Genomic DNA, 21081 nt, shown 5'->3' on the forward strand with positions numbered 1-21081 from the left:
GCAGAGTTTGCGTATATTTATTTATATAATAACTTAGGTTTGGATCGCCTGAGAAACAGCCCTTCTTCCTTTTCAAACGGCTAACTCACCGTCCCCATTAATTTATTGTACAATATTTCAATCTCACTACTGCTTCATTTCAACAATCGCGGTACAATCCTTATATTAAGGCGATGCCAAATGAGACTAGTATGAGGGTGCCTCGTGAGTGTAATAAATACCATAAAAAATGCGAAATACCGTGCATTTATCAATGCGCTAGCGGACAAAAGAGAATGGTTCAGTGTTAAGTCGGAACAAAGAGTACCCAGCGTTATACCCGATAATAAAGGGTTATTGTATCTGGCAAACTTTAATGAGAATTACGTCGTTGCCGTCACGCCAATCAACCATGATATGGTGTATGTTGCCGAAGTAGCCTCACCAACTCGCGTGGTTAGCGGTGTTATCGCTGGGAGCGAGCGCGTATTAGTACTCAGTGCAGACGGCAAACTGCATATTTTCAGCCCGAACCTTATCCACCTGCAAACAGTAAACTTACACGACAATGTAACCGACATCATTTGGGCAGATGGTCTTATTTGGCTAGTTGGTCCAGATATGTTCCATATAGAAATTCAACAGGTTTTATCGCGAGAAGAAGGGCTACTCGAGCTAGTTCCCTATCGCAGCGTACCCGGGTTACCCGGTATTCGCCATTTAGTGTGGTTACCTCAAGCACAGTCGGTCGCAGCGGTCAGTGCGACCACATTATACTTTGTTTCTTTCGAAGGGCTGGAAGTACAAAATGTACCTTTGCCTACCAGCGTGCAGCATGTTGGTGGGCACACTTCCTTGCTGGTATTTACTGAAGTGCATTCTGGTGATGCCCTGGTATTGGATTTGATTGATGCTGACATTACACCTTTACCCGCCTATGGCTCAGTCAATATATGTACCGATCCAATCATCACTACCAAAACGGCTTGGCATCGACGTCACCACGGTGACTATATTGTTTCACTCCTTGATATTCAAGAGCCTGGTAATGAAGAAGTGACCTCAATTGTACAACATATTGAAAAGGAAGCCGGAGCACTACCCAACAATCAACCTGAGCTGCTCGTTAACTTGCAAGAGAAAGCTGACTATTTTAACTTAAGCGCTCAGCGACACTGCCAAGAGGATGAGTTTTATACCAGCGAATATTTTTCGTTACGTGGCGATGGCGACCCACTGCTTGTGCTCACCGATGGCGGAGAACTTGTTATAGACGAAGCGGGGTCACGCAGGCTAACAAGCGCCGCATGGATCACCGATCAGCAACTGGCTATCAGCCACAAATTCAGCAAACACTCAGGGCTTCACCACCGTGTTAGCATCAAAGTATACGAGCCATTCGCATCCTCTGAACGCTATGTTGATTTATCCCAAGGTGAGTTCACGGGAATGCAGTGGTTGCCAGCACGAGGGTTATTAACGCTTAAAAATCCAGTCTATACCGAAGGCTATTATGTTGGTAAGTATGTGTCAGAAATTTATCCTTTATCTGCACTAACCTTAGTCGAAGGCGCTGAGGTACTTCTAAGCGGTACAACTCCAAGCAACACATCAGTCACTTTTGAATTTCGAGTAAGCTACTCCAACGAAGAATACGCCCATATTCAGTACAGTGATTGGTCAGCAAATTTACCAACTACGCCCTCTGGTGCGCAACTCAAAGGCGTTCAATTTCGTGTTTTTGCTACTACAACCGATACCAATACAACACCACTCATACAAGGGTTTCAACTTAATAGTACCCAACACGCGCTACTTAGCGTTGGTTTTTGGGATCTACATAGAGCAAGATCTCAAAAATTTGTACCATCACTGTCATCAAGCCAAGATTCAATAGACTTAACATCAGACTCTCAATGTGTGAGTGCTCATACCTGCGCACACAAAACATATGCTAACGATGGCCAGAGTAGGAGTATGGGTACTCATACACACGCTTATACTTTGGCGGAACAACTAACAGTGCGATGGCAAAACGCACATTATATTTTACGGCGCACATCAGCGAACTCTCAGCACGGGTATGCGCGATATAAAATAAGCCCCACACAAAAGCAATGGGCAACAGCCAAGTTTCATTTACAAACTTGGCTCAGTCGCGTTAACGACGTTAACCGAGGTCGTCTCTACTCTACGAATGCCCACCATGGTCCTAAAATAGACATGATGAGTGAAGGGTCTAGGCAATTACACGAAAACGTTCTTAGTGCCTCTGGCTTTGTTAGTACCAATGCCACGTCACAGCAACGCGTATTTAGTCCTCATATGCGTTCTTCGTTCAACGTCAGTTCAACCTACACTAAAGATTGGCACTATCGACTGGCACTGGGCGGTATTCAGCGTTACTTAGGACTGCGACGATTTGCCTCTAAAAAAATTGGCAAGCGTTATACTTGGTCTGTATTTAGCAACCCTATTTCGTTGGCAAGTGATAAAACGCAAGGAGTGGGCTACCCTTCACAAGCGAGTGGCTCGCCACAAACAAGAGCGTTCTCATGGCATGAAGGGATCAGACCAAGAGTCAGCAACGGCATGCAGCCTGTACGCGTAAAGTTACCGCTTTTTGGCACCCAAGAGGTTGACGGTATCAGTATGTACAACCACAGTGGCGTGCTAGGTTATGATAATGAGCTGTATCAAGCCAACACTAAGGTTAATGCCACCGTCGCCTATGACACACTAACTTCCCTCACATTGCAAAGTACCAAAGGAGTTGGGCAAACCGAGTCTCGGCGCGCAACATCACAAAGTGCACTCACAGTGGATGAGGTGCTCGCCGGATCCACACGTCAACTTAAGCACTACCTAGTTGCTAGCCAAATTTATTCTTGGGCAGCGAAGTTACCTTTTAGACAACCTGCAGAGGCAAGGCGCTTTAGGCGAAGTATTTGGGCTATTCAGCATGCTGTTGATAGCTGGAAAGCCCAACCCGTAGAGGGGCAGCGAACATTAAGCGCGGACAATATCAATGCACTTGAGCTAAAGCAGTTAAGTGCATCCTTAGGTACAGATTTAACCGCACATAGAACAAAGCAACAAAGCCTGCGCTTGTGTGGCTCAGTAAAATTAAGATTGCTCTGTCAGAGCAATTTAGGCACTAATTTTATGACGAGCTACCCAATACAAAGCTATCATGCCTCAAAACCTGAGATGATGAATTTCAGTATTATTGGTGGATTAAAATCAGCCAGTAATGACCAATTAATCGCATTACTAAGCCAACCAAACCAACGCGTAAACGTTGCACAAACTCTCAGCTTTATCATGGAGTCGAGTACTCGCATCCAGCGTTTATATGAGGCAATTCAGTATGCAATTAGTTGGTTAGCACTGCACCCATCTGGCTATAAAATGGAGTACTCAGCGACCGGTGCACATTCTGGTCCACTTGCTGATGCTATGAATGCACACTTAGTGAGTATGTCTAAAAGTGAAGCACCAGACGTGCCCTCCACAGCCGCACACACTAAACAGTTAGAAGCGGGAACTTCGCAAGCCAACACGGCACAACCCCAAACTTTAGTGGGTAATATTAACTACGATAAAGCGAATGGACAGGATACCTCAACACCCGCAATCATCAATTATCATTTGAGCGGTCAGCAGTATTTACTTGGTCGCGCAATTTACGATGTGTTGTCAAATTGGATAGGAAAAGAAAGTGGCAGCAGGATCCAATTTATCAAAGGTGTGCTGTCATCTTCTCACACCTCGGACACCCACGCTGTTGCGGATAAACTCAACAAGTTTGTCGCTCAACTGCTTAAACAAACAGCCTCGCAACAAAGTGCTCAAGTCGCCGATGTGATCAAATATTTCATTGCGTCATTCTTAAATGAAAATCAGCCGCAAAAAGCAGAGTTTGCCGTTGAACCACAATCATCATTAGCAACGCTCGCCAAAGCCATTTTTACTACCGGTGTCAGTAATGCCTACTCTGATGATATCGGCTCTGCCGTTTATAATACGCAACATGCCATTCAAACCATAGCGTTGCGTATTTTGCTCAAACAAACGGCCGATTATCAAAAGTTGACCTTTACGCAGATGCAAGATCAGTTCAGGCAATCTCTTGGCGCACCTGTTTATCAACTTTATCGCTACACCAGAGTAAGTTCAGATAGACACAATATTGGCTACACGACGACCGTCGTCTCTAAAATTCAGGTCAATGCGCCGCGCTATTTAAAAAAGGCTACAACCGGTAAACCGATCAACGTAATTGCTAAGTCTATTGCTAGCGGCCCTTTGTGGACTAATAATATTACCATGTCGCCTGACAGTGCGTTTAGTGGCGGCGAAAATATCCTATCTGAAATACAGTATAACGTGGCTCAATACCGCACGACACTCCGTGCACTGCAAAGCTTGTCTAGTACAGCAAAGAGCTGGCAATCACGGGTGCATGAACAAGCATCGTATTGGATGGCAAAACAAATCAAACATATTCCCGTGTCCGTACTAACGGCTGAGTCACCTACCTATTCACATGCCATAAGCGATATGATGAACTACCGCTTCTCCAAACTTGGTCTCACACTTGGAGAGCTCATTCAAAGTACACCGCAAAGAGAGCACAATATTACCCTGTTTTCGGTGAACTTTTTAAATAACCAACAGGGGCATGCCTATCAATCTAGCGGCTTCACAGGTAGATCTCAGCTACCTTGGCTGATCACAGGTAAAATATTGGGCGTACGCGCCGCTGACAATGCAAGGCCTCTAAACATTAGAAGCACAGCGAATGAGAGCATACGATTTTGGTGTTCACGCTTAGAGGCTGCTGACAATCAGCAACCAACCTTTGCTCAACAGCATATACCACTCGTAATGAAAACGGGTATTTCCAGTATACAGACCAGCGTAAAAATAGTACGCGGGGTCTTTAAACAATGGATAGAACAGCAGTTCACTGCACGCATTATCTACCGTGACGTAGCAATTAACGACGGATACTATATTCAGTCACCGAGCTTTCAATTTAAGCTGAATAATCAAGTTAACGCGACGCCGTGGCAAAACTTATCCATAAATATGCTCAACGCGGCTCCGTCTCGCTGGTTAAGCGAAGTACACAGACTCAGTGATAAAATATACACAGCCATAGATAAAACCCTAGCTCAAGAGGTCAATGTGGCTTTTAAAAGTCTCAATAGTAATAATGCGCTTGAGCTGCTCATCGTCACAGTCACAACTTTAAATAAATTTGTACAAGGCCTAGGCCGGTATTCAAAATACGCGTCTTTGGAATCAGAAACACTTTCTGCCATACAATCTAAAATTAACAAAAATATGGCTATTTTGTGCTCTGATGCGGTGAAGTATGAACGTTTATATCAAGCACAGCAATATCTAAGTATCGTGTATAACAAAGCGCTCGCCGCGTTGTCACACACGGGCCAACAGACACAATTTTTACATCAATCTAGCGCCAAGCTCATTGTCAAGATGGTTGAAGCAAGCGTACTCAACTACGCCCATTACTTGATCCGTGCCAATGGCCAAACACACCGGCCCACTCATTTGCTCCACGCAGTAGAAGTAATTAAGAACTGGCAGCAACAGCTTGCTGTTAAGCAAACCAACAGCATAGCATCGACGCAAGAAATTAAATTAGTCAATGCAATATATGAGGTTATTCAACCGCTGATCACTTTACCAAAAGCAGTTTTTTCTATCACCGCAGGGATGCAAGCAGATGCGCTTAAGCTGATCAATTTTTCTTTGCAAGAATCATTTAAAATACATCCGATCAAATCGATACTAGGCAAGCATTTACCAAACACTTTGCTGATACAAAATAAAGCCTTGTCGAAGCACGCGTCCAGCGCAATTGAAATGTCAGGCCGCATGTATGTTGATTCGTTGAATCAACATATGCAGCTGAAGTTTATACCAGGCACTTGGGTAAGAAATCATTATGTCTTCAAAAAAGCACACCTAATTAAACAAGCTGGAACCAAAGTGCACCTGCCGGAAACGATTAAATGGCAGGTGGAATCGGGTTATTGCCAACACAATCAACTAGAAGTTGCTGCTTATCTACTATATCAGCCGTGGTCAAAACGCTTCAATATGCTTAATTTTAAGCCCCTCATTAATAAAACCACGCGCCTATTGCAACGTGTGGCTATTTATCGCGAAGCTGGCAAGCGTGTGCTACTTTCTCAAAAGCCTCAGTACTGGATGCCTAAACCGCGTTATATATTTCCTCATGGATTACCCGATTTCCTTCAAGATTTTGGGCCGTTTTCCCCTGGCCTGCACTTGTCACAACAACAGTATATTCAAGAACTGCCAAAGCAAGATACCGCGGTGCTAAGCACTCAAAAAGATGCCGGATTATACGCCCTTGGATTAGAACACACGCAGCAAGTCGTCCGTGACAAGCGAAGTGCTGGCAGTGTAGGTCTCAATTATGAGCGTAATTACGCACCATTTTCTGCAGATCTGCAATTATTCGTGAATGATTTCAAGCAGCTATCGCAGGCGAAAAAAACAGTCAGCCGAACAATACGTCGCAGAGCAGAGCAATTCTCGTTCGGTTACAGCCGACTAAACATGCGTTATGTACAAAATCGATTAGGGCATGAACACATAGAACGCCTATTTAGCCAAGCGGTAACGAATACGAGACTGCTTATTGGTGCCCCAAGTTGGCTACGCGCTAGCACTCATGCTCAAGCCTATAACAGCGATAACATTGCTTGGCGCCAAACTAGTCAGGGGATAGGTAAACTGACAGTAGATAAATGGATCAATACGCACTTATCTAATAGCACCACTCGCCTTCTCTACAAACTAGCCACGCCATTGAGCACGCACAGCTTCACCACGGCATATCGGGCTTCACGTTGTAGCGACATCATATTTGCACACGATACAACGACGCGTGCATGGCAAACAATCGGCACGGGAACAACACGCTCTATCAAGCATAGTGGCGACCAACCGGCAGTTAAGCATGTCGTCATTAAAGAAACACTGACCAACCCGCTCACAAGGACAATACAATGGGAAAAGCTCGAGGCGCTAAAGACCTCAGCAAACATCCCTGCATTAGTGAATCTAAAAGTCACCACTTTGAGCTACAACGTTACGCGCTTGCTAACATTACGCGTCACCGACGTTCATACTACTAAGCAGTCTATTAGCTTGGCGAAAGCACACAGCATGATGCGCTCAACCGAGCTCACTTATCAGCTCGTTACCCCAAGTGATGTGCCGTTAGGTAAGGTAGTACAATCACCTTATAAATTATTAAAACAAAGCATGCCTGACAGCATATTTGTAGCCATGCGTCATGCAAAGGGTTTTGACCTATACGGCACAGTTGATTTAGGTAAGCGTACGTTTTGCGCGCCAATACCAATCAAGATCCAGGAAATGGACAGGCTAAAAGCAAGTACCGTAAGCCATTATGCACTCAAAATTAATACCATATTACGGGACTCTCTATACGCGCATGCAGACAAGTTAGATTACACTCGATTGTCGCCAGATAGCTACATACAGAGCTTAATGCAGTACACGGCTGAACTCACAGCAGTTGCTATCGATCACTGGCAAATGAAACAAACAGCGCCCACAATCAGTACCAAGCTGCACAAAGAAATTATCGAGATCTTAGAAGGGAGCTGGCTCACAGATAAAAGCTTTAAGCAGTCACTTAAGACGCGAGGCCACTTGTTAAACCGCTTAGCTCAGGCCATGGTGCTCCCACCTAGTGTGCGACAACATTATCGTCAAGACCTACTAAGTGAAAGTACCTTGTTAAATGCCTTGATCCAGGCTAATCACATTGACAACGTCGCACAACATGCACTTGCACAGGCAGGTCTTTCCGCTTCTACCATTCACACACTAATGGCGCAGTCACGTCAAGGATTAGCCGAGAGGTTAGCTCTACTTAGACAAAGCGAGCTCAATGAAGTGGACGTTGAGCGCATATACGACCAACAAATGCTCGGTGCAGCTAAGCTGATGAACACCCTCACCCAGTTGGGTGTCAACACAGCGCAATTGGAGTCTGCCTATAACCAGTTACAGTCTCCGCTCGACGCTGCAAGCCCAATCATCGCACAATATGTGGAATACCCTAACCTCGTCATGGCTATAGGCGCTGCATTTGAACAATACCTTGCCTCTGATCCCCGTGCATATATGCACTATCGGATGAACAAAGAGCAGGTAGCCAACCACCAACGACAATATCGTTTCATGACTCAAAACTTGCCAGAGGTAATTGATTTTTATCATCAAACACACTCAACACAAAGGCAACTCGGTGCTAACTTCGCGGTGGATATGACATCTATACTCGATAGCATCGATCATTCTGCTTTACAGACAAAACCATTCCATGATCGAGTAGAACTCAATTTACCACTGAATTACCGCAGTGATGATTACCGCCGTTACAAAGCTGGTATTGTCGCTATTGATCTGATGCAATGGTTACGGGATTTACGCACAGATTACCGAGAAGAGCTCATTGCAAAAGTGCAAGCCGGAACTGCGCAAGGTGCGTATTCTCCCCGTGCAGCAATGCTTGATGCTGTCAGGAACATGGTCGTAGAGCCTATCCTTTATCGCCACCCTAAAGACGGCTCTTGGATGTGGCGCGCCTATTCACCGTCGGATACACAATACAATTATATTGTATGGGGTAGCCTATAACAGGCACACCCAACCATGATCGGCGTATGGCTACTGTCACTGAGCACAGCCCATGCGCCAACATTACACAAAAGGGAAAAGTATGATCACAGCATATGCCAATGTAGAGCCCAATAAAAGACCGGCCTATGTGCGTTTACATGGCCCAAAACAAACACATATCGCAAGAAATCAAGAAACCTGGTTTAGTTTTTTTGATCACACCAAAGATCCCCGCTTTACCAGTAGCGATGTCTTACACCGCACCATCGATTATTGGAGCTATGACTATCAGCGTGAATATTATGATCTGCATTTTATTGACCAAAAAGAATTAGAGAAAGACTTTTCTCAAAGGTATCGTTGCAGTTTTGAAATACTGCGCTTTCCGGAATTTGGTGTCCTCGAAGTCGCACCTTGGTTTCCTATGTATGATAAACTTGTTTACCGACCTGGTCGTGGCTACGAGGGCAAGGACTCCTTTTCTGTTCGCCCGATAGTACCAAATAGAGGTTACACTGGGCACGGTTACACATTTCATCTATATGTTGGTAATCCATTCACCTAAAATGACAGTTATTGTACAATAATATGGTTTGATAACTGCAAAGAGACTTGTAAATGCTATATCCTAATATTGAATCTGCCATCAGTCGGTGGAGTGCCTCCATGTTCCCCACCTTGATCAATATGTTTGGTGTGGAGGTCAAGGTATCTCGCCAAGTATCAGTTGCGTCATCGCAACCTCAGACGCTTAACCCCCAGTCTGCCATCGCCAGTGTTTATGGTGGCCATGCAGGGCCCATGTCAACAAGACCCAATTCGCCCTTTGAAATCAAGGAATTTCTCGCAAAAATAATTCCTCCCTCTCGAGGCTGGGTACTTGAGGGCACACATGCTTTAGGTAGTGCTAAAAAAGTCGAGGTGTACGCGCAAGCAGATATCAAACCAGGAGACAAGCTCACTTTTGAGCGTAGTGATGGGAAAATATTTTCCTACAAAGTCAAACAATCCCTCACACTGGGAGTGACACAATGCTTGATGAACAAGCTCGCGTTATTGCCTATTGAGGCGGAGGAACTTCATGACTGATCCGCAAACACGTGTCGTCGCAACCCCTTCGTTGGTAACCTATTATCTACTCAAAGAAATAGGTAACTACCTTCCTAATGTCAACGCGATATTCACGCCATCACTTGACTATCAAGATGGTTTGCGCGCCTTTCGCACAGCGAATCAAAAAAAACAAGTGATAGACCCAACCGCGCTGCCACTGCTGCTATTTAACCGCTCCACCATCAACAATAATGACATATATGCTGGGCGAAGTGGTCACACATTACTGGCAAAAAAATATCGCTCTGAAAATCCACTCAATCCGCATCAGTGCCAAACCGCTCTGGACAAATACCCCGTGCTATTCGGTGACATGACTTTTAAGTTTATGTATATCACCTCTTCCATGGAAGAATTAGAACGCTTTGAAATGCTCTACAGCGTGGCAGGGGGCTTGCGTGAAATCAGTGCAGTTAGTGTTGATATTCCCGATATCGGACAAATTGAATACAAACTTACTTGGAAAGCCCTACAAGACTTTACTGTCGACGTTGGTGACAGTGCAACCAAATCCATTGGTGCAGAAGTTATTGTGAGGGGGCCGTTCATTGTATCAAAGAATGAAACTCTGGCGTTAATCACCAATATTTTCGCTTCTGGGGGGGTAAATCTCCACCTTCTTTGCGAGTCTAAAGCACAGCCTGCAAACGATTAAATTAGCGAATTATTTTAATCCAGTGATGACGAACCTTCCATCACTGTTGTACAATAAAGTCGTAACTTCCTCGTTATCCTGAAGTTACACCCTATGAGACGATGAACTGTGAGATGAGCGCCTGTTATTCAGGCATTGAGACACCTAAACCAAGATTACACCGGTAACTTGGGACTAATTTTAATGTCACATTAGGAGCAAACATGGCTTCACGTAAATCTAAAACCGACAGTGCAGCAACGGAGCTTGCAACGTTAGTTTCGACGCTAAACCACCCTGTCGTTATTTCATACGACGGTGATGCAACGACACTACCACCACGCGGACGTATCAATAACATCAACCCTAAAGCTTTAGGCGCATTGCCAAAAGGCGTTCGAGTAAGCTAAGCGTTTGAATACGCAAGCTTCATTGAATTAGTAAAGGAGACGCATAATGTCATCTGCACAAGTCATTCTTAAAGAATTAAATTTATCTCAGCGTGTAGGTTCAGAAGCCGGCATGTACGCCGCAATCTTATTACCACAAGCTGAAAGAGGTTCTCTAGAACCGCAACTATGTACCAGTGAAAACACTTTTTTAAACCGTTACACGGTTGATGGTAAGGTTAAAATTGGTGCTGACAACGCACACTACTCTGCACTGACTTATCTTGGTGGCGCAGACAAATTGTACATTCGTCGTGTACTTGGTGATGGTGCAAAGTTCGCAGCAACCGCGATTGGCGAAATGGGTTCTGAAACAGAGTCTAAGCCAATTGCAGATGGCTTCGAAGATTTCTTAGATATCAAAGCAGCTTCACCACAAGCATTCATCCTGACAGCGGCAGATCAAGGCACTTGGGGTAACCGCCTGTCAGTAAAAGTACACAACTATCGTACAGCAGAAAAAGTTGCGTTTAATACTGTTACTGATGAAGCTGATGCTGAAGTACTTGATAGCAGCCTAGCAGTTACGCAGGCTTGGTCTACGGGCTCAGTGGTGCGTTTAGCCGTGATAAAGCAAGCGGAAGATGACAGACTACCAACCGGCATCTCTGGCGATCGCGGTTACTATGTCAAAAGTGAAGAGAGCGGCAAGATCCGATTGGCAACCTCTGCACAAGCATTAGCTGACGAAGAGTACGTAACGTTTACCGATGCTGGTCAAGGTGACATTGTGATGTCATTATTCTCACCAGTGGCCACCACGCCAAATACATTCGTACTAGAAGTCTATCTAGATGATAGCGCCAACCCAGTTGAATCATTTACCTGTGCGTTACGTGAAGATGCGGTAGATGGATTCAACAAGAATATCTTTTTGGATAACGTACTTGAGCAATCTAACTACATTCGTGGTTTCGCAAACCCAAGTTATGTAGGAGAGCCGGCTGATCACGTGCTTAACGCGATTGGTTTTGCAGGTGGTGATTTAGGTGGCGCAGTCATGGCGGGCCACATGATGCAAGCGCTAAAAGAGTTTGAAAACTCTGATACTTACCCAATCAAGCTGTTTATGGATGGCGGCTATGCGGTACCAAGTTATCAAAAAGCATTACTTGCATTATGTGAAAAACGTATGGACTGTTTCGCTTTTCTGTCAACGCCTTACAGCGCTGAAGCAAGCAGCAACTACCTGAATGAAGTGGTTGATTATCGTAACCTTGTATTAAATGCAAACAGCTCATTTGGCGCAATTTACAGCTCACACGTTAAGATATTCGACAAGTTCAACAATCGTGCTGTCTTTGTTTCACCTGAAGCTTATGCGGCACTTGCGGTATCACGCACTGCAATGAACCAAGAAGCTTGGTACCCAGCAGCTGGCCTTAACCGTGGTGTGATCAAAGTACTCGATGTACGCCGTCGCTACGATAAAGGCGAAATGGATCGCCTATACGCCGCTGGTATTAATCCGCTGCGCTTTGCAGCAGGTAAAGGCATCTTGATCTGGGGTCAAAAAACCCTGAGCTCAATGCCAAGTGCACTCGATAGAATCAACGTTCGTATGATGTTAATCACCATAGAACCGGCGGTACGCGATGCACTAGAAAACTTCTTGTTTGAATTAAACGACGAGTCATCACGTGCTATCGCAAGTGCCATGGTTACGTCATACATGAATGGCATCAAGGCACGTCGAGGCGTATATGACTTTAAAGTCGTTTGTGACGACTCAAACAACACACCAGAAGACATTGACGCTGGCCGCATGAACTTATGGCTATTTGTTAAACCGACCCGCAGTATTGAATATATTCCATTCACCACAGCAGTACTACCAACCGGTTTAGATTTTAGCCTAGCAGAACAGTTACTGGCTGCATAAGCGCCAGTTCATTTGATACTTTTGTAGGGTACATACCCTGCACCAATAAAGGAGGCCAATATGGCTGGTTTACAAATTGAACAGATCCGTAACTTAGACGACTTTGCTGTTCTGTATAAGTGGGATGTTTGGTTCACGCCCCCTCCGGCAGTTGCATTCGACCGTAACGACTTAAACGTACGATGTTTATCAAGCTCACTGCCAACAAGCGCCGTGCAGAGCATTGATATTCAAATCCGAGGTCACCATATCAAGCAAGCAGGTATTGTTGATGATGATCACACAATCAATCTCACGTTTGCTGAAACTGTCGATAACACTATCCACAATATGCTTCACAACTGGCGTGAAGCGTTGTGGGAAACAGGCATAGGTAAACAAAAGAAACGTGCGGAATATCAATGTGATATGCTACTAACGCGTCTAAATAATCAGGACGAGCCAATCTGGACCTACAAGCTATTTGGTTGTTATTTAGAAAGCGTGGACTGGGGCGGTGAACTAGGTGGTGATACGTCAGATATCATGCGCCCGAGCCTAACTTTATCATACGACTACTTCAAAATGGGCGCTGGTGCTTCTGTACAGTAAGCAACCATAAAGTAATATTCGTGTGGCAACAAAAAGGGTGGCGAGTGCGCCCCCTTTTTTTAACTTTGTACAATATAAAACTTGCTTTAATATATTGTACAATACACAACGTAATCGTTGTGTAAATACGGAGACTGGTCTATGGCTGATTTTTCGATGGAATCAGTACGTAATGTTGATTGGGCTAAAGACTACTTATGGGACTGCAGGCTCATAGACCGCAGTAACTCTGGGCCGGGGCAGTTCACGAATTGGTTCCCAGCTACAACAGTCAACGAAAATTTAGCAACAACACAAAGCTTTACCTTTGAAGCTTATCTTTCATCTTACAGTGTGCCACAAAGTACCAGTGAGACCACTGTAGATATCAGCTTTATTGATGATAGCGAGCATTCGATAAAGCACTGGATAAGCGACTGGGTAAACAAAGATATTTTTGGTGAGGGTAAATTTGTGCGCACCGCCCATGAATGTGTTCGTTATCTACAAGTAAGAATGTTAGACGCACAAAGAAAGCCAACCAAAGAGACAGTTTACATGGTAATACCTGATGGCGACTTAAATTTTTCAGGCACAAGTGAAAGCGGCAGCCATGAAAATACTATAAGTTTCAAGGTACTGGGTATTTTAAGTCAAACAAAAAAGTGACGGTTCAGAGCCAAACACACACTCTGATCACACGTTGATTAAATTAGACGCACCCCCCGATGGTGTACAACCTGTTATGGAGATCCTCATGAGTAAATATCGCTTTATGATCGACACCCCACACGGCCGTTTTAAAACGACCAATGAATACGCATATCACGGCTTGGTATTTAAGAGTCGCAATAACGGTGCTCGAAGCGAAGTTATCTGGATGATGAGTAAAGAAATCGCCCAAAAAGAAGCGATAACACTTGCTAAGTTAGGCTTTCTTATTCAAGGGATCTATCCAGCTGTAGAGTATAGAACCAGTATTTAATACCAATTTACCTTACTACATATTCAATTTGAAGGCGTAAATCTGACACTGACTGCATCAAAAATTGCTATTTAGAGCAACTAAGTAGCAATATTTTTGCTTTGCCTATATGGATGTAGCTAGCTTGGCGACAGCACAACAAGATAGCGGAGTTATTGATACGAATATACCGCCTAAAAATAGCTCACGTAGTGACACAAATTAGTACAAACGCGCGATTATCGTAATAGAAGATTAAAAGGTGTCGCCAATAGATGGTGGCAAACTGAGACTGAGGTAATGATACGATGAATGAATTACAACAAGCACTAGACAGAGAAAGTAACCTACCTGATACCATGGTAAAAGTGGCACAATTGCCCTCTCGTGGTTTAGCTTACCCTGTTGGAACAGAAATACACTACAAGCCATATACATTTGGCGAAGTAAAGATGTTTTCCCAGGCACAAGGCACAATGTCTAGTGCAAAAAGCACAGAAAAAATCCTGAATGGTATTAGCGTAGAAGGAATGGATCGCGAAGACATCACATTTTTTGATTTTTTATACATTGCCTTGTTACGTCGTTTGAGCACAATGAATGCCGTAGAATTTAATTTGAATGTTGAATGTCCACAGTGTCAACATAGCGTGCAACATCAATTTGGCTGGGAAAATTTGCAATTTGAAGACCTAGCGGCACCTAAATTACCCGTTATCGCTGATTTATGTGGCATGACAGACGTTAAATTTAAACCCCTCACGGTCGGCCAGTATTTAGAGTTGACTCGACGCAATGCCGATGAAGACCCAGTCGCTATCGCTGCAATGCAGTCATCTCTTGATTACAAGTTGGCATATAATTTATTTAACAATGCCATTGGCGATGACGCGGCCACACTAGAGGACATCGACAAGTTTTTATATCACGATTTAAAACCTATGGCGGTAACTTGTGCCAATACTGAATGTGGCATTGTTTTTTCAGCTTCTCTAGACGATGAGGCGGCCCTTATCAATCCCTTTCGCAAATCTGAACCAACTACTGGAAGTCGAGTTCGGTTTGGCAATTAAGCAGATATTGTCTCCCACCGAACTGGCCAAGTTCGATTTCGGTATGGCAATGCTGCTACAACAACGATTACGTAAATACTTAGACTCGGGCCAGTAGACCGAGTCATTACATTTTGGAGACTTGTATGGCTAACATCGCTGTGCGCCACATTGACAAATTACGTCAGTCAAATGCGCTAAGCCTCCCTAATTTGGGTGACGTCACAACTATTAACAGCACGCAGCCAAGCGGTATTCGCATTTTTGAGCCGCGCCAAGCGCAGCCTCAAGAGTTCGCGCTGCTGGCAAAACGCTTGCAGTTAGCTTTTGCTCGCTTCAAAAGCCCCTCCCCCAATACGAGACAGGCTAATACTCCTATCTCCAATGGGCAATCACACCCAACTCTAACTACACTCCCCAAAAATACAGCGACCGGTTTGATCAATGCCGTGGTCAGGGGACTTACTGTCCAATTGCAAGCTCTGAACCTAGATGAACTAAAAACGGCTCAACATAACACAGGACAGTCTCTACAAAATGTTCCCCATGCGCTGAATATAGATAAGCTCCTTCAAGGGCAAGATCTGTCAATCGAGGCATTGCGCGCCACAATGAAAATGCTTGGGCCAATGATCAAGGCTTTTAATGCCAAGCAGCAAAGCGATCATCCAATTTTAGTTCAGGATATCGCGAGACAATATAGTGCACAGTTACAATTAAGCAAAGATCAAAGCCAGCGAGCACAGTGCCACTCGGCCTTAGATTTATTGTCACAAAATGCCGCTGCTGATCACGCACAGCTCAATGTATTAACTCATATGGATGGCACGCTCACAGAACTTGCTAGCCATATAAAAGCGCAGAGTGAGAAGCAACAAAAGCAATCTCAACAATCTCGGGCATTAAAAAGCGCCAGACGAAGCTCAGATCTGAACAACAAAGAAGATAACTCAGACACCACAAAAGACAAGGCAAGCTTGTTCAACATCGACAAAAAAGAGTTATTTAAGGTTGCACTGGGCACAGTTGGGCTTGATGACTTACCAGAACTGGTTAATTTTGATGCGCTTTTCACCAGTCAAAAAGGTGCAGGAAAACAGTCATCTGACGTTAATCAAGTCGCACCAAATAGCAGTACAGCAACTGTTGCAAAACGCGCTTCACAAGCGGCTGTTATGCTTGCACCAACTGACACCGCAATGATGCGGGGCAATACTAGCAGCACAGTGATTTCAACAAAAGCTGCGCTCATTGACGTAGGCACCGCACAATCCACCTTTGATCCGTCAGTGCCCAAACACCACAGCCAAAACAAAAACACTCGACAACCAAATTCTGAGATACAAAGTCGCTCACAGCTCCCCGTGAGTGCAGCAAAAGCCGCCGTGCCCACTCAACAGCACGCAGAGGAAACACACGCGCTACTCAATGCGGCATTACGTAGCCTCAGCACGCAGTTGCAGGCGATTGCCAAAATAAACGGAACAAAGCCGAGCGCGCTTACCTCTGTAAATATAGACACGCTACTCAAGGGACAGCGTTTAGAGACTCACTCTCTTCGTCAGTTGCTGTCCGATTGTGCGCCTTTGATTAGTGCATTTAATCAGCAACAAAAAAGCACTACGCCGATCACGCAAGGGCGTATGACCAATAGCTATAAAGAAATGCTAGTTGATGCACCAAAGCCACAGCAGGCGATATTACAGACACTTATTAAACAATCAACCTCACCACGCCCACAAGAGCAAATAGCTCCCCCTGCTCTAGCTCAGCTCAATATTCTAGGTACAGTAAATGAGGCCTTTGCACGGCTGCAAACGCAACGAGTAACAGCAACTAGACAAGCGACAAAGCCGCGACATAAACCCCAGGTTAATCGCAAGGCTTCAAATAGGCGCGCAGAGCAGCAGTCGATTTTGAACATTGACAAGCATGAATGGTTACGTGTCGCACTTGGTACACTCGGTCTTGATGACCTACCAAATATACTCGATCTCAAAGCATTGTTTAGTGGCGGTAACCCTAAGACTGCCAAACTGGATAAACGTATTGCCAAGCCACAAAACAAAAGCTTGGCTAAGCGTGTGATGGGGTCAGTGACAGAGCTTTTTGCGACCAGGCAACCACCTGGCAACACGGCCAAATCTACCCAAGGTCAAAAAACGATTGCACCACCACAAGGTCGCGTTAAAACCACCGCGCTGTTGGGAGGGATCACTGCGAGCGACGTTAACCCCAATGCGTCTGTCTCTACAAAAAGTGTTGCAGCACCCAAAACACTGCGCCTGAACAATGCCCAAATTACCATTGATAAAGGCAGCACGCTAGTTATTCAAGGTGACAAGCGAACTTCAGCTGCTCACCAGAATATTGCCCATACGAACCAACAAAGAGCAAACCAAGCACGTACGTCAGCTCAAGGTAAGCAAGCACATCAAAAGCGCGCGCGTCAGGTGAAAGCCAATCGCACTACTTGGGCAGCCGCTCCTACACAGTCTTTAGCCAAACTAGCAACTGAGTATTTGCCATCACATGTCACCCACGTAGCCAATCCAGATAAACGCCCAACAACAAAACAGTCTCCCCTACAAGGGAGGATGAGTTTGCGGTTATTGTCAGGTAACAGCAAAGCACCAACGCGCAGCAACACACGACCTCGATTAGCGACGACAACAGGCTTGCTAAACAAGTATGAAGTTATCACTCAGGTCGCCAGCCTGTTTGGTGCATCATTAACCCACGACACTGCTATAAACGCAGCCAGTCACATGGCTCCACGCTCTACTCGAATTCAAGGTCAACAAGGCAATATCACGGGCCGACTTCTTAATCTGGGCGCTTCGTTATTCGCTGAACAAAAGGAGTCGCTGTCAGAACTGAATCAAACATTACGCTTGTTCAAAACCATACTTCCAAAGGATAGCTCAGCGGATAATTTATTAGGTAATTTACTAGACAAGCAAACCAGCAAACGAGAGAAGCGCACTAATCGCAAACGGAATGGCCGCAGCAATAAAGCGAGACCTACGGTAGTGAAGCGTCTCGGCACTGGTCGCTCCTTTATATCTACATTATCAAGAGGCGCAAGCGCTGCAGTTTCAGGCATAGCATCATTAGCGACAGGCGGAGTGGCCGCACTCAGCGGTGCACCGGATACTAGCCATAAAAAAGCGCATAGAAGAGAGGCTAAGCCTCGCCTTGGATCTGAAGTAAAAGCGCAAAGCCGACGCAGGAAAACAACCCAAGGTAAATCAACGGCGAGTAAGGCTCTATCGCATACCAGTAAGTCTATTTCAAGCCGACTCCCATCAATGAAAGGGTTGGGGCGAGCAGTACTTGGAGGAGCTAAATTTGTTCCAATAGCAGGTCAAGCACTCACAGCGGGGTTAGCTTTATTAGATGGCGCAGCTGGATGGCAACGTGCAGATGAAAACTTTGCACTGCAAGCAAATGAAAAAGCCAGCACAGGTCAGAAAGTCGCATCAGCAGCTGGCTCTATTTTGTCCGGGATCTCATTTGGTCAACTGGATGAAGGAAATACCGCGCGCACTTTGTACGATGTTGGCTCTAAGGTGGTTAATCTTGGTAGTCACCTATTTTCAGGGCTTTTTTCCAACGACCCTCAGGGTACAACGAAAAGTTCAAAATCACAGTCAACTCGGTTAATCAAAGCCGCCGCAATACCGTTGACGATGATGACACAACCACACACACAGGCAGCCACCACCCCAGCATCCGGTCAGATGATGGTACAGCAACACATACCGACGCATAGCTCACGCGTTCACACAGCAGCCAAACACGAGCAAAGTAAAGAGAAAAGGGAACAAACAGAAGTTGCCAACCTTGCATCATCACTGCAAATAGATACCAAAACATCGATACCAGAGCCACTTAACGACCAAGTTTTGCGCAAAGATACACTCTCGCACGTGGTCAACAAACAGGCCACTGCGAAGAAATTGCCAGCAAGTAGTACTGTAAAACCGGTGTCTGCATCACGCAAGTCGGTGCAATTAAATCGCCCAGCAAGTCGTTCAACACCAGCTCAAAGTAGTTTTGGCATCGATGACTATGGGATTGCGATAATGAACAGTATCTTATTCGATTAGAGGTTATATGAGCGACTATACACTAGATTTAGAAGCACTCGAGTCTGGACAAGTACCAGATGCTAAACTGTATATTGTGACCCCAAACGACTCAATCACAGGCTTCCTCACCGAAGCAGTGACGGTTGCGGGCGCCGCACAATGGGAGGGCAAACAACCGGGACATTTAGAGTCTGCCGATGAAATCTCCAGAACTGCGCACAGCGCGTTAAGCCTATTTGGCATGGCACCCTCACAAATGTCGATGACATCTATTGCATCGACACGAAAGCACTGGCTATCAAGTGAATCGCCCTCCATTCCAATCAACTTTCTCATTGTCGCATATAAAGATGGTATGGATGTAAGACAAAAGGTAGCTGCGCTTTTAAAAACGGTTTACCCATCAGGGCCAGCTGCGTCCATTGCGGGCGTTGACTTATTCTTAAGTGCACCTAACAACTACAAATTTACTGGGCTGGACTCAGCCTCGGGGCTGATAAGCTTAAAAATAGGCCGTTGGTTTGAAGCCAAAAACTTATTAATGGAAGATGTCTCCGCCACTTTCAGCAAACAGGTGACACAAAATGGTTACCCGTTGTATGCCGAAGTGTCGTGCACTTTAACGCCATGGAAGTTGCTCACAGCCGATGAAGCCATTGAAATGATACAAGTGTAAAGGGAGAAGTTGGTTGCAGCATGTTACTTACTGCAACCAAAATAAGTGGTTTAACGTTGCTGCTGTGCGCGCAGCTGGCGGGGTTTAACATACAGGGCATAAACCGACAAGACGATGATGCTAATGGTGATACTGTTTAGTATATTTTTAATGGGCAGATAAAGATCGTAAATAAAATACACATTCCAAAATGGTTCGGCGATTTGCCTGCTTACCCCAAACTCGTGCAAATTTCGTAGTAAATTTTCTGAAAAAGCAGCAACATCTATAACTAGAAATCCTGCGAATACAACAACTAAACATGAGTCAGTAAAGATTTTATAACTCAATTCTTGTGCATATCCCTGCTTTTTCAACACATAGCGAGATATTTTGTCACGATTATACAACGCCCATATTACTATAGAGTCGAGCATAGAATGGATCATATAAATTACCGCATTACCAAAAAATGACGAATAGACCCAATACTTAAAGAAAATAAAGAACACTAGATATTCAATGAGTGTAATGATTAATAAGATACAAGATATATGTGCAATATTTATATTCCGCCAATTGGTCACTGTCACGATTAATAAGACACCAATTAACACATTTCTTGATACCGTAGCACTATCAACCATTGCAAAAAGTGCAGAGACAACTACCACTACGAGTATATATAAGTGATTACGGCTCACTTACTTTCTGCCTTTTATTATTACAGCGCTGATAAGTTCCAGTATTCAGCTATTTAGGCCTCCCGAATTCAGATAATAAGTGCACCACTCATGGTTAATCGGTGAGGAGAGATCAACTGCCTGTTGGTGGTACTCTTTAATCGCCAAAAAACAAGAGTAGTTACCATGAGTTACAAGCAGTTGATCGAAGGACAAAGATACCAGATAGAGGCATACTTACGCGAGGGTTTTAGTTACCGGGAAATTGGAAAGCGGCTGAGTGTT

The 21081-nt window shown here is 44.8% G+C and carries 14 protein-coding genes; 13 read left to right on the forward strand and 1 reads right to left on the reverse strand.

The window, feature by feature from the left end:
* Window positions 1-204: 204 nt before the first annotated feature.
* From F9Y84_RS11635 to F9Y84_RS11690, 12 genes are all read left to right on the forward strand, one after another.
* Complete coding sequence (locus F9Y84_RS11635) at window positions 205-8718, forward strand: hypothetical protein (protein WP_147388873.1); 8514 nt, start codon at window positions 205-207, stop codon at window positions 8716-8718.
* 82 nt (window positions 8719-8800) lie between these two features.
* A complete protein-coding gene (locus tag F9Y84_RS11640; protein ID WP_147388872.1) occupies window positions 8801-9265 on the forward strand; it encodes a hypothetical protein in 465 nt (154 codons plus the stop codon).
* Window positions 9266-9366: 101 nt separating this feature from the next.
* Window positions 9367-9789 (forward strand): hypothetical protein, encoded by a 423-nt coding sequence (locus tag F9Y84_RS11645; RefSeq protein WP_168756761.1) that lies wholly within the window; start codon window positions 9367-9369, stop codon window positions 9787-9789.
* Window positions 9782-10468 (forward strand): hypothetical protein, encoded by a 687-nt coding sequence (locus F9Y84_RS11650; protein WP_147388870.1) that lies wholly within the window; start codon window positions 9782-9784, stop codon window positions 10466-10468. The genes F9Y84_RS11645 and F9Y84_RS11650 overlap by 8 nt, the downstream gene beginning before the upstream one ends.
* Window positions 10469-10671: 203 nt before the next feature.
* A complete protein-coding gene (locus tag F9Y84_RS11655; protein WP_125251892.1) occupies window positions 10672-10857 on the forward strand; it encodes a hypothetical protein in 186 nt (61 codons plus the stop codon).
* A 46-nt stretch (window positions 10858-10903) separates the two neighbouring features.
* A complete protein-coding gene (locus tag F9Y84_RS11660) occupies window positions 10904-12778 on the forward strand; it encodes a phage tail sheath subtilisin-like domain-containing protein (protein WP_128730746.1) in 1875 nt (624 codons plus the stop codon).
* A 60-nt stretch (window positions 12779-12838) separates the two neighbouring features.
* Window positions 12839-13369, forward strand: a complete 531-nt coding sequence (locus tag F9Y84_RS11665; protein ID WP_125251890.1) for a hypothetical protein — start codon at window positions 12839-12841, stop codon at window positions 13367-13369.
* Window positions 13370-13510: 141 nt separating this feature from the next.
* Window positions 13511-14017 carry a hypothetical protein gene (locus tag F9Y84_RS11670; protein ID WP_125251889.1) on the forward strand — a complete coding sequence of 169 codons (507 nt, stop codon included), beginning with the start codon at window positions 13511-13513 and terminating at the stop codon, window positions 14015-14017.
* Window positions 14018-14105: 88 nt separating this feature from the next.
* Entirely contained in the window at window positions 14106-14333 is a 228-nt protein-coding gene (locus F9Y84_RS11675) for a hypothetical protein (RefSeq protein ID WP_125251888.1), read from the forward strand.
* Between the two features lie 287 nt (window positions 14334-14620).
* Entirely contained in the window at window positions 14621-15385 is a 765-nt protein-coding gene (locus F9Y84_RS11680) for a T4 family baseplate hub assembly chaperone (RefSeq protein WP_125251887.1), read from the forward strand.
* A 125-nt stretch (window positions 15386-15510) separates the two neighbouring features.
* Complete coding sequence (locus tag F9Y84_RS11685; protein ID WP_147388869.1) at window positions 15511-19476, forward strand: hypothetical protein; 3966 nt, start codon at window positions 15511-15513, stop codon at window positions 19474-19476.
* A 7-nt stretch (window positions 19477-19483) separates the two neighbouring features.
* Complete coding sequence (locus tag F9Y84_RS11690) at window positions 19484-20134, forward strand: hypothetical protein (protein WP_125251885.1); 651 nt, start codon at window positions 19484-19486, stop codon at window positions 20132-20134.
* Window positions 20135-20184: 50 nt separating this feature from the next.
* Here the strand turns inward: F9Y84_RS11690 and F9Y84_RS11695 are convergent, their stop codons facing one another.
* Entirely contained in the window at window positions 20185-20817 is a 633-nt protein-coding gene (locus F9Y84_RS11695; RefSeq protein WP_147388868.1) for a hypothetical protein, read from the reverse strand.
* Window positions 20818-20982: 165 nt separating this feature from the next.
* On the opposite strand from F9Y84_RS11695, the gene F9Y84_RS22530 reads away from it, so the two are divergent.
* On the forward strand, window positions 20983-21081 hold a 99-nt coding region (locus F9Y84_RS22530; protein WP_168756741.1), incomplete at its 3' end, for a helix-turn-helix domain-containing protein.

Origin of the sequence: Pseudoalteromonas peptidolytica (assembly GCF_012641745.1) — a bacterium.
Taxonomy (GTDB): domain Bacteria; phylum Pseudomonadota; class Gammaproteobacteria; order Enterobacterales; family Alteromonadaceae; genus Pseudoalteromonas; species Pseudoalteromonas peptidolytica.

Excerpts from the sequence above, each read along its gene's own strand:
- F9Y84_RS11640 (WP_147388872.1), top strand. The coding sequence starts at position 8,801 with ATGATCACAGCATATGCCAATGTAGAGCCCAATAAAAGACCGGCCTAT.
- F9Y84_RS11645 (WP_168756761.1), top strand. The coding sequence starts at position 9,367 with ATGTTCCCCACCTTGATCAATATGTTTGGTGTGGAGGTCAAGGTATCT.
- F9Y84_RS11650 (WP_147388870.1), top strand. The coding sequence starts at position 9,782 with ATGACTGATCCGCAAACACGTGTCGTCGCAACCCCTTCGTTGGTAACC.
- F9Y84_RS11655 (WP_125251892.1), top strand. The coding sequence starts at position 10,672 with ATGGCTTCACGTAAATCTAAAACCGACAGTGCAGCAACGGAGCTTGCA.
- F9Y84_RS11660 (WP_128730746.1), top strand. The coding sequence starts at position 10,904 with ATGTCATCTGCACAAGTCATTCTTAAAGAATTAAATTTATCTCAGCGT.
- F9Y84_RS11665 (WP_125251890.1), top strand. The coding sequence starts at position 12,839 with ATGGCTGGTTTACAAATTGAACAGATCCGTAACTTAGACGACTTTGCT.
- F9Y84_RS11670 (WP_125251889.1), top strand. The coding sequence starts at position 13,511 with ATGGCTGATTTTTCGATGGAATCAGTACGTAATGTTGATTGGGCTAAA.
- F9Y84_RS11675 (WP_125251888.1), top strand. The coding sequence starts at position 14,106 with ATGAGTAAATATCGCTTTATGATCGACACCCCACACGGCCGTTTTAAA.
- F9Y84_RS11680 (WP_125251887.1), top strand. The coding sequence starts at position 14,621 with ATGAATGAATTACAACAAGCACTAGACAGAGAAAGTAACCTACCTGAT.
- F9Y84_RS11685 (WP_147388869.1), top strand. The coding sequence starts at position 15,511 with ATGGCTAACATCGCTGTGCGCCACATTGACAAATTACGTCAGTCAAAT.
- F9Y84_RS11690 (WP_125251885.1), top strand. The coding sequence starts at position 19,484 with ATGAGCGACTATACACTAGATTTAGAAGCACTCGAGTCTGGACAAGTA.